Raw genomic sequence first — 6614 nt, forward strand, 5'->3', positions numbered from 1 at the left:
TGAGTCGAGAACCGCATGTGCTCGTGGTCGGCGGATCAGACTCCAGCGGTGGGGCTGGAATTGCACGCGATATCGAGACGATCGCTTCCATTGGCGTGCGCACGACTATGACGGGGCAACGCTAAGAGACCATTTCGGTCTGCCGCGCCCTCCCAATACGTTCAGCCAACCGCAAAAGGCGACCGCTTGAGCTACCTTCGCATCGAGCGTTTTCTCTTGGAGGGATTCGACCGGACACGGACTTCTCGCCCGCATCCCCCGGTCGGTGTTTTGCGTCGTGACGCGCTCCTGGCACATGTCTCCGGTCGGTTTCCGGTTCAGGCTCGGCCTTATTGGCAAGACGATAGCCGCCTCGGATAATCGTGTCCGCTGCATTGACTATTTTGCCGGACTGTTTCGTGTTCCTCGCATTAGCGGACGTTAAATTTCGAGTGTTTCGGCTTGCCGCAAATTAGGATCTCGGTGGCATAACTCCGCATGACTTTTGGGGTGCTGGCAGAAGACTGATGCGCGGGCGTGGGTGGATCAAGGCATTGCGTCAGGACGATGCCCGACAGGTGCGTGCGCACATCGCCGAACTGGAGCGCAACCTCATGGCGACCACACCTCAGGGGCGCCATCGACGTTTCGAAGCCGGGAATGAACTTCGTATTGCGAAATTCCGCCTGGAGCGTCTCGAGGAATGCATCGCCGCAATAGCGGACAAATGTGGGCGTTAGCGGAAGCTCGCCGCTCGAAATTGCCGCGCGGTACGGCCAGACTGTGCGTCGGCGCTGTAATCACAAGGCGGCCCGTCTGACACCGCTCGGTCGGGAGCACCTTTTCAAGCTGCGCTGGGCGGCAGACGCGCAGGCGCACGAGACTACCTGGAGACAACCCGCAAGTGGGGTCCGTAGTACCGGACGAGGGGCACCCGGCCGGCGGGGCCGCCCGTCGCGGCCAAATCGCCTCTATCGTAATTAATTGCCAAGTGACACTATTCGTCTTGATGGCTATTGGTTCGACGTTGCGCCCGCGCTGGCTACCGGAAAAGAGCTTTCCGTCCTATGCGTATCTTCCCGGCCGGCAGCCGCATCCCGTGCGCGATCCTGCAGGACATAGCTATCACAGCGAAGCAATTCAGATTGCTGAAGAGGCGTCGCTTGACTCGGACATGTTCCTCTGGGGTATCGACCTCTTCAATCATGGTTATTACTGGGAAGCCCATGAGGCTTGGGAAGGTCTTTGGCAGGTTGCAGATCGAGGCGCTCCGCTTCGGATGCTCTTCAAGGGATTGATCCTGTTATCGGCGGCCGGCGTGAAGATCCGCGAGGGCAAGCATGCGGCGGCGGTGCGTCATGCCGGACGCGCCGCGGCGGTCCTTCGTCGGCTGATGAACGCGCCGGATCGCACTATCGAGCGTGCGCTCGGCATGTCACTCGCAGTATTTGCCGGACAGGCCCAAGCCGCAGCAAGGATTCCGGCAGCCCCGCAGGCGACAGCGCTGGGTCAGCCCCAAGCCGTGTTTGATTTCATTCTCGGGTCAGGTTCCGGCGGAACGCCGATCAGATCGAAAAAAGAGAAACAGTCATTCGTAGAAGACGGTGGATTCACCGTTCCGTTTGCGGGCGAAGTGAACTGTCTGGCCCGTCGTGTTGAAAAGCGGCTCGAAGGCAATCCGGGCGAATCCGGCTTTGAACCTTTGCTGAGGTCTTTGGCTTCATGGCGATCGAACTTGCCCCGATCGTAGGAACGTCGCATGCCAATGCGAGTTTGATCCCTATCAGCCGCCCTCGCCGTTTACGGCGGAGATCGAGTCTGATACCCATTCTTCGTAGCGAGATCGGGTATAGGACTCAATCTACAAAGGTCGACATGCGGTTTGTAACCACGCCTGCTGCAGCACAGCTCACAGGCCTCTCGACAGTAACCCTGCGAGAGTGGACGAGTCGCCGCGCCCTTATCCCGGCTGACGTTCTGCCGAAAGGAAAAGGGTCGCCGGCTGGCTTCACATGGCACACAATTCTGCTGCTCCGCATTGTGGTCCTACTCCGTGATCGTTTCCATTTCGAACTTCAACCACATCAAGCCCTCTTCGCGAGTCTCAAAGCGGGCTTCCAGCGCACTTCCTTCATCGCGCTTTGGGGCAAATCACTTGTCCTGCGCGGCGATAGCGCATGGTCCATTGTGGACGAGGCCGACGGGCTTCCGTTGGCTGAAGATGCGGTAATCATCCGCCTGGAACCGCACCTCGAGGTTTTGTCGAGCGGCTTCTCGCTGCCTCACCCCGCCAAGTCGCCTGGGCAGCTAGAGCTGTTCCCGGCCCGGTCGATCGATGCTCCTGCCAAATCAAAAGCAGTCGACGCGGCCGGTCAACCTCGGGAGACTGCGACACCCGTTCGCAGGAGGTCAGCTTGACCAGTGCCGCCTACAAGCAGGCGCTGGAGGCGACGGGTTATCTGGCTTCCAACGGCCTCCCCGCGCCGGGTTTGGTGCCGGCAGATGATCCGCGCGCAGCTAAGATGCGGGCGATCTTCTCAGATGAGCGAGTAGGACTGCGGGCCGGTGCCGTGTTCTCAGCTCAGAACGCTCCCACCAGCATATTCAAAGATGCTGGCGATGCGGAGCCCTCAGACGACGACCTTCGTCAGTGGCATGAAGCGGCGTGGAATGTTGGCATTGCGCCTCTTCTCTGGATTATCACGCCTACGGATGTACGCCTTTACGACTGCTACGCCTCGCCCGAACGTGCTGCCGAGCCTGCGGGTCAGGCGCCGCAGGCTTTAGATCGCTTCGTTCTGCAGTCTGCCGATCGCCTGCGCGCGCTGGACATTCAATGTGGTCGCATCGCAACCGAAACCGGCGCATTCTGGGCCAGTCCAATTGGGTCGAAGATCAACCGGCGACATCGCGTCGACCGCGAACTTCTCGCTGAGATCTCCGCATTAGAGGATCGCCTTACGGCTCTCGACGATCCGCAAACGGATCGCGCTGTCGCACATGCGCGCGATATCGCGCAGCGGTTCATCGGGCGCTGTATCTTCACTTGGTATCTGCTGGATCGCGGGATTGCCCAACCCTTCCTGCCAAGCGAGATGCCGGCTGACCTCAGCGCAATGTTCGCGACGCCGTCAAGCGCGTTTGCCCTATTCGACTGGCTGCGAACCACATTCAACGGCGACCTGTTTCCGATGGACGACCCCGGCGCCGAGCACGAGCAATTAACACCGAAGCATCTCGAACTTATCCGCGACTTCGTGGAGGGACGAAGTCTTATCCCGGACCGCCTTGGACAGGGTCGGCTCTTCCGCTTCCGATTCAACGCCATTCCGGTCGATCTTGTCAGCTCGATCTACCAGCAGTTCGCGAGGACGAGCGCGGCGGATGAGGCGCGATCGCAGGGTCTACACTACACACCAGTCGAACTCGTCCACCTCACACTCGACCCCGTTTTCGAGGGCCTGTCGTCACACGCGACGATTATAGATCCGGCATGTGGATCGGGCGCCTTCCTCGTGGAAGCTTTTCGTCGACTGGTGTGGCGCGCTGCAGAGGGTCAGCCCGCAACCCGAGATCTCGTTCGCCGCATTCTCTACACCCAGCTTTTTGGCGTCGACATCAACCGTGCGGCACTTGGTATCGCAGCGTTCAGCCTATATCTCGCCGCTCTGGAGCTCGACGAACAGCCGATCAGTGACATCCGCGATCTGAAGTTCGATCGCTTGATCGATACCACCCTGTTTGAAGCGGACTCTCTGGGCGAGAAACTACCTGCGCCGATCACCAGCCGGACCTTCGACGCGGTGGTCGGCAATCCGCCATGGACGTTCGTCAAGAAGGAGCTCGGTGCCGACAGGCGGCGTACATCCGACTCGTCGACGTTGCGGCCAAGGCGGAGCCCCGACCAAGCATTCCTGTCGCTTGGTGCTGAACTGGCCGGTGTCCATGGCCGTGTCGGCATGGTGATGAAGGCCACGCCCTTCTTCTCAAAAGATGTTCACGCCGTCGCGGCGCGAAACCATCTCTTGGAGCATCTCGGGCCAGTCGCGCTGATCAATCTCTCTTACCTTCGTCGCGAGGATCTCTTCCCGGACGCCGTCGGTCCCGCACTGCTATTCTTCGCTCGCTGTGGCCTAGGCCCCCAAGCAGACCGCATGCTGGTCGGCTCGATCCCATGGACTCCGGACTTCCGAAGGACAGGGGTCTTTGGCCTTGGTCCCGGAGAAATCCGTTCCATCCCGCTTAAGCGGGTGTTGGCGACACCTACCTTCCTCAAAGCGGCGACCTTCGGAACGGTTCGTGACGGCTGGCTCATCGAGCGCCTGGAGAAGGACTTCCAACGCTTTGACGTGCTGATGCAGACGCTAGAGCGCGACCCATCCGCCAACCGAGGTCAAGGTTTCCAAGTCCGCGGCGACGCAAACACCCCACCTAGCAGCTATCGAAATTTGAAGGTCGTGGCGCCGGAGAAATTCTCGGCGTTCCGCCTCGACTATGGTTCACTAGACGATTTCACTCATCCAACGTTGCACCGGCCCCGACGTGAATCGATTTTCCTCGGTCCGATCCTGCTCTGCTCCAAGGTGGGCAACGCCTCAGGCGCAGAGCGTGGACGCTACAGCGCTGCGGTCAGTAGCCGCGACGTACTGTATACGCAGAACTTCTACGGAGTTTCCTTCGCCGGCGCCGATGTAAAGTACGCCTTCGCGCTTAGTGCGATTCTGAATTCTAGCCTCACATCCTTCCAGTTTGCATTCGGCGGGCCAACCTGGGGCTTAGAACGCCCAACGGTTGAGCCTCATGATCTCCTCTCTTTGCGCATCCCTGATCTGACTAAAATCGATCCCGCCCTCCTGAACGCGCTAATCGAAGCAGAGAAGAAGGCGGCGGCAGATCCCACGAGCTCCGTCCGCCTAACAGCCCTCGATGAGGCTGTTTTCGATGCATATGACTTGGATGCGGATGAGCGAACGCTCGCCCGAGACAGTATCGATCGCGCACGTTACCTCATCTTCGAGAATCGAAGCGAGCGCGGCGGTCTCATCACGCCCCCGGGCGCAGAAGCGTTGCGTGCTTATGCCGGCCAGGTCACGAAAACGGTCGACGCATACCTACGCGCTCGCGACGAGCGCCATCTTGAAGCGGTGATCTACCCGGCGCGGCTGACCAAGCCCGTTTTGGCATCTGGCGTGCCCGGTATCACAGCCGTTCGTTTCGTAATGGCCAAAGGCGGTCCCGGTCGGGAGCCGGTCGTCCGCGACGGCGATCCCGCGGAGCTAGATGCATTAGGCGCACTCCTGCGGGGCCAATTTGACGCTCCGATACCGCCTTACCTGAACGAGCGGCGCCAAATTCGACTTTATGGATCAGACGATCTTTTCATTCTCAAGCCGAGCGAAATCCGAAACTGGACCCGCACGGCCGGACTGAACGACGCCGATGTAATCCTCGCCGACCACTGGCTGCGGAGGGGAAGCACCGTTGCTCACGCCTGATGTCCCTTTTGGCCTTCCATCGTTCTCGCTTTCGGGTGATCAGATCGCGACCGTCGTCGATCTCCTCTGCAAAGGCTGTGACGAGGCAAAGCCGCATCTAACAGCCGGCATGCTCGAAGTCCCGACAACGATTGTCGTTCGGAAGGCGATGCGTCGAGTCAAGAAGGCGCTGGGGCTGACGAACCTTCAAATACGCGGTGAACACGAGCTTGAAGACATGGCAAGCGACGACCCGTCAATTTTGGGTCGGATCGATATCACCTTGCAGTTTGTGCATCAGTTTGGCGATGAAGACGCCTATGTAGCCGTCGAATGTAAGCGTGTTCACGCAAGTGATTCAACACTCAACGGCAGTTATGTCGCCAAAGGCGTCGATCGATTTGTAACGGGTCAGTATGCTGCCGGCCATGACTGGGGATTTATGCTCGGCTACGTGTTAGCACTTCCGGCTTCTGCCGTTGTTGATGCCGTAGATGCACGCGTTCGGAAGGCCTACGGTGAATCCGCGGGGCTAACGGCTGAAGCTGCACATTCCCTAGCATTGGCCGTGCTGGAGGGCGCGCTGGTTCAAAACGGCACCCACACGATCAGACTAAAGCATGTGTTCGTCGATATGGTCCCGGCCGCGCCCGCTAATACTGCCTGAAGCGGTCAACATTCGGTGCTGATTCACACCTTGTGAGCCCTGCTGTGTTATGCATGGTAAGCTGGCGGCTGAACGAGATAACCGCCGAGCAGATGGGCCCCGGGACCACTCTACATCGCCGTTCCGCCGGCGCTGGGGTGGAACCGGCTCCCGACCAACGGCCGCCGGCCTCGAGGCAGGCTCATCGAGATGATCCGACCGCCTTGGAACAAGATGGGGGTAGAGGCATGATGCAGCGTGGGCAGCGTGTCTCCATGGACGCGAGCGCCGAGGATGGGATCACGATCATTCGCATCACGCGCGGGATAGTGTGCTGAAGGTTCTGCAAAAAGTTTTGGAGAGAGAACGGCGCTTGCTCTGAGGGGCGAGCGGCCATGGCACGGTGGTGACATTGCGATCACCGATTCCCGTGGAAGGGGAAGTGCCATGACCAATCGAGACGTTAGACTGAGCAGAGGCGAGTTGAAAGCGTTGCTGTTGTCGGATGAGGACGG

The 6614-nt window shown here is 59.7% G+C and carries 5 protein-coding genes and 1 pseudogene; 5 read left to right on the plus strand and 1 reads right to left on the minus strand.

Annotated elements, in window-relative coordinates:
- From NKI47_RS34345 to NKI47_RS34365, 5 genes and pseudogenes are all read left to right on the plus strand, one after another.
- Positions 1-110 (plus strand): annotated as a pseudogene (locus tag NKI47_RS34345) (hydroxymethylpyrimidine/phosphomethylpyrimidine kinase); the annotation flags it as partial.
- A gap of 860 nt (positions 111-970) precedes the next feature.
- Entirely contained in the window at positions 971-1729 is a 759-nt protein-coding gene (locus tag NKI47_RS34350; RefSeq protein ID WP_352596155.1) for a DUF309 domain-containing protein, read from the plus strand.
- 125 nt (positions 1730-1854) lie between these two features.
- Positions 1855-2397, plus strand: a complete 543-nt coding sequence (locus NKI47_RS34355; protein ID WP_352596158.1) for a hypothetical protein — start codon at positions 1855-1857, stop codon at positions 2395-2397.
- On the plus strand, positions 2394-5474 hold the full coding sequence (locus NKI47_RS34360) for an HsdM family class I SAM-dependent methyltransferase (protein WP_352596161.1): 3081 nt from the start codon (positions 2394-2396) through the stop codon (positions 5472-5474). Before NKI47_RS34355 ends, NKI47_RS34360 begins: the two co-directional genes overlap by 4 nt.
- Positions 5461-6120, plus strand: a complete 660-nt coding sequence (locus NKI47_RS34365; protein WP_352596164.1) for a hypothetical protein — start codon at positions 5461-5463, stop codon at positions 6118-6120. Before NKI47_RS34360 ends, NKI47_RS34365 begins: the two co-directional genes overlap by 14 nt.
- Before the next feature lie 294 nt (positions 6121-6414).
- Here the strand turns inward: NKI47_RS34365 and NKI47_RS34370 are convergent.
- Positions 6415-6614, minus strand: a 200-nt coding sequence (locus NKI47_RS34370; RefSeq protein WP_352596167.1) for a hypothetical protein, incomplete at its 5' end; no start/stop codon positions are given.

It is taken from the genome of Mesorhizobium sp. M0633 (genome assembly GCF_040320645.1).
Taxonomy (GTDB): domain Bacteria; phylum Pseudomonadota; class Alphaproteobacteria; order Rhizobiales; family Rhizobiaceae; genus Mesorhizobium.

What these genes read in the sequence shown, in the direction of transcription:
- NKI47_RS34355 (WP_352596158.1), top strand. Translation starts at nt 1,855, where the DNA reads ATGCGGTTTGTAACCACGCCTGCTGCAGCACAGCTCACAGGCCTCTCG.